4 protein-coding genes and 1 pseudogene are annotated in these 3221 nt (G+C 60.7%); 1 reads left to right on the plus strand and 4 read right to left on the minus strand.

Going from position 1 to position 3221, the window contains the following annotated elements; all coding sequences use genetic code 11:
• The coding region (locus QM659_RS16785) for a DUF6460 domain-containing protein (protein WP_415189305.1) at positions 1–263 on the minus strand (263 nt) is incomplete at its 3' end.
• A gap of 449 nt (positions 264–712) precedes the next feature.
• Here QM659_RS16785 and QM659_RS16790 point away from each other — a divergent pair.
• Complete coding sequence (locus QM659_RS16790; RefSeq protein ID WP_303482671.1) at positions 713–937, plus strand: hypothetical protein; 225 nt, start codon at positions 713–715, stop codon at positions 935–937.
• Positions 938–1014: 77 nt separating this feature from the next.
• Here the strand turns inward: QM659_RS16790 and QM659_RS16795 are convergent, their stop codons facing one another.
• The 3 genes and pseudogenes from QM659_RS16795 to QM659_RS16805 all read right to left on the minus strand — a co-directional run.
• Positions 1015–2181, minus strand: coding sequence for an FAD-dependent monooxygenase (locus QM659_RS16795; RefSeq protein ID WP_127076948.1), 1167 nt, complete (start codon positions 2179–2181; stop codon positions 1015–1017).
• The gene (locus QM659_RS16800; protein ID WP_013419557.1) at positions 2178–2432 is read right to left on the minus strand and encodes a zinc-finger domain-containing protein; all 255 of its coding nucleotides are present in this window, start codon (positions 2430–2432) and stop codon (positions 2178–2180) included. Before QM659_RS16800 ends, QM659_RS16795 begins: the two co-directional genes overlap by 4 nt.
• A 181-nt stretch (positions 2433–2613) precedes the next feature.
• A pseudogene (locus tag QM659_RS16805) lies at positions 2614–3221 on the minus strand (hypothetical protein); the annotation flags it as partial.

Here is a 3221-nt window from a genome sequence, read left to right on the forward strand (position 1 = left end):
CGGCGGTCCGAGCCGAAAAGGCTCAATACGCGCACGAGAAGCCAGACCGGCACCACGATGACCGCGCCGAGCGCAATATATCGCGCGACCTGTTTCAGCGTGTCGAGGCCGAGGGACGAAATCCAGTCGCCAAGACGCAGCATGGCCTCATAGATATTCGCCGGATCGAGGCCGAAGAACGACAACGTCAGGCCGATGATGAGCGAAGCGATTGCAAGCTTCAGTATGACGGTTGCGGGGCTGCCGCCGAAAAAGCGTTCCATGGTAGCTTGCACTCGCTCTTGCTTGCGCGATGAGCGCGCCGTGGTTTTGCCCGCGATCAAGCTTGGAAGCTCGATCCGGTTCGTCGCGAACGCAAACATCGATAGCCGGGACGGCGGGAAACGAAAAGCGAATTCGGCGTATGACGGACGCCATGCTCCGGCCTCCGGTAGGGTCGAAGGCAATGCAACGCGGCGGCAATCCCCTGTTAACCTCCAACGCCGCAACCTATGCAAGCTGAAGCGTCTGCCGCACCGCTCAGACGACAAACAAACCAGGAGCAAATCATGCCAAGAGCAAATGCCGAATTTAGCGGCAGTTCTGCCAGGGGCGCAAAAAAGCGGCATTCCTCGATGACGCAGGCGGGAACATCGGCGGGTTCGCGTTGTTTGCCTTTCGTTTACAGGATCATGACCTGATCGGTTCAGGCAAATGTCAAGCGGTAGCTACGATGGCCCCGAAACCTTATCTCAGAGAAGCTGACGACGGCACTTTCGAACTGTTGGTTCCCGCCGGGTTCGGTCGTGTGCACGTGTTGCCCTATTGCTTTCACACGGAGGAAGACGCCACCCGCTGGCTCACCAGCCGCAAGGGCAAGGAAAGATTGGTGAGCCTCGGACATGCCGAACACGTGACGCCCTCACGTTTCGGATCGATGGAGCAAACCCTGACGTAACAGCAGGCAGGAAAGCTCCCTCAGAACAGATCGGGGACCGCCAGAGAAGGCGATCCCCGTTTTTTTTGCGCGGAAAGCTAGACCCGCGTGTTGTAAAGCCAATCGTTCCGCTCAAGCAATTTGGCGGGCGACGATTTCTTGATGGCCAGGTCGCGGATTGCGTCGAACGGCTGCGAAACATGATAGATCCGACCGATAAGCGCTGATCTCTCGGCCACCTGCCAGACGCGAGCCGCGCGCTTCTCACGGAACCGGGCGAGTTTCTCTTCGATGGAGCCTTTGCGCGACAGAGCGGATGCGAGAGCCGCACCATCCTCGATTGCCATCACGCCGCCGGAGGCGAGATAGGGGCGCATCGCATGCCATGCATCGCCGATACACTGAACACGGCCATGACCGCCTTCCCACTTCTCCAGGCTCCGCAACTGCCAGGGCAGCCAGGCTTTGGTTGAAGAGACGGCTTCGCGGATCTGCGGCGCCCAGCCTTCGAGCCTGTGCAGAAGATAAGGCAGCGGGTCGTTGCGGTCCGGCTCGCCGTCGTTGCGGTAGTCGTCATCAAGGACGAGCACGCCGTTGAGCGACGAGCCGCCCGAAACCGGGTAATGAACGAAATGACCACCCGTGGCCATCCAGACGCCGATATTCTTGCGGGCCGCCTCGGGCACCGCCGTGATCGGCAGGATCGCGCGCCAGGCAACGGCGTTCGCGGAGACGGGCTGCTTCGTACCCCATGCGAATTTGCGCACTGACGAGCCGATGCCATCCGCGCCGATCAGCGCGTCGAGCGTATAGGGACGACCGCCGGCGGTGACCTGGAAACCGTCCTTGGTGAGTTCGGCGCCTGTCACTGGCGAGGAATATTTCGGAACGGCGCCAAGATCACGTGCGCGGGAAAGGAGCGCGTTCTGCAGATCCTTCCGGAGCAATGTCACGTAAGGCGCGCCATAGCGCGAACGGGATGCTTCGCGCAGCGGAACGGTGTTGAGCAGCGAACCCGTGCGGGCGCTGTGGATCTCGATATTTTCCGGCTCGAACGCCGTGCCGAGAAGCGCGACATTCCAGCTTTCGAGGATGCGCGTGGCGTTCGGGCCGATCTGAATACCGGCCCCGAAGGGTTGAAGCTTCGGCTCCGCCTCGAAGATGTCGACCGGATGACCGGCGAGCCTGAGAGCGATGGCCGCGCTCAAACCGGCGATACCTGCCCCGGCAATCGCGATTTTTTCTTTTTGTGCGCTGTTCGTCATCGCGCGTCAGCCTCCTGTGGCTCGAAAAGGCAATAGGGTGGGTCCGTTTGATCGGGCCGCAAATTCGCATCATAGATGAAGAGGGTCGAGCAGTAGGGGCATACGATCTGATCGTCCGCGCCCATATCGAGGTAAACATGAGGATGGTCGACGGGCGGTCTGGCGCCCACACACTGGAACTCTTTCACGCCGATATGGATTTTTTCGACTCCGATGTCGTTATGGAAATGCGGTACTCCAATTTTCGCCATCAAAACCGCCTGTCTGCTGCGCGGGCCGCACGATACTCAAAAGAACCGGGCTTGCAAGTGGCGTGAAGACGCTTAGGCAAAACGCCGCGCCCCGGTTACCGATTGAGCCTTGAACCTTTTTTTTTCGGATACGGCGAAACCGCTACTGCCTCGCCTGTGTCGGGAAGAATTCTAATCTTGCTTACGGCACCTTGCCCATCATTTTCAATCCGTAATAAGCCGCAGCTCCGAGACCTCCGCCCGCCGACAGCAGAAAAAGGGTTCGCAGGAAACTGACAAAGCCGCGCCAGAAATTGCCGCGCACCTGAACCTTCACCACCTGATCGGGAAGATGCAGGTCGGAAGCCGCTCCATTCGCATCGATGTCGCGCGCGTGAAGAGCGACAACGAGCGAGAACGGCCCCTTGTCGTTCGGCACCACAAGCCAGACCCAACTGCCGAAAGGCTCCTCCCCCATAAAGGCGGGCCGGTCCAGAAGCCATTGCGTTTCCGGCGACTGCCCTTCGATGAAAAAGCCTCCTTCAGGCGCGGTGAGGCGCACGGTAATGGCCCGCACCGGCGCGTGAGGGGATGCCTCGACGCTCGCCGCGCCCTGAGGGCGGGCGCGCGCGAACAAGGCCCACGCCTCTTCCCTGGACAGGAGCAGCTCCACCGTTTCCGGCACCGCGATCCGCGTTATGCGTGGAATGGGCTGCAGAATTCTGGCGAGAAGCCCGGTGGCCTGGTCGGCGTTTCGAGTGCGCCGTTTCCCCTTCTTGTCGCCCTTCGCTTCGACAGGCGGGCGGGCTG

It is taken from the genome of Rhodomicrobium sp. (genome assembly GCF_047605405.1).
GTDB lineage: Bacteria > Pseudomonadota > Alphaproteobacteria > Rhizobiales > Rhodomicrobiaceae > Rhodomicrobium > Rhodomicrobium lacus.

Bases quoted from the DNA above. Each gene is read 5' to 3' on its own strand.
- QM659_RS16790 (WP_303482671.1), top strand. From the start codon at position 713: ATGGCCCCGAAACCTTATCTCAGAGAAGCTGACGACGGCACTTTCGAA.
- QM659_RS16795 (WP_127076948.1), bottom strand. From the start codon at position 2,181: ATGACGAACAGCGCACAAAAAGAAAAAATCGCGATTGCCGGGGCAGGT.
- QM659_RS16800 (WP_013419557.1), bottom strand. From the start codon at position 2,432: ATGGCGAAAATTGGAGTACCGCATTTCCATAACGACATCGGAGTCGAA.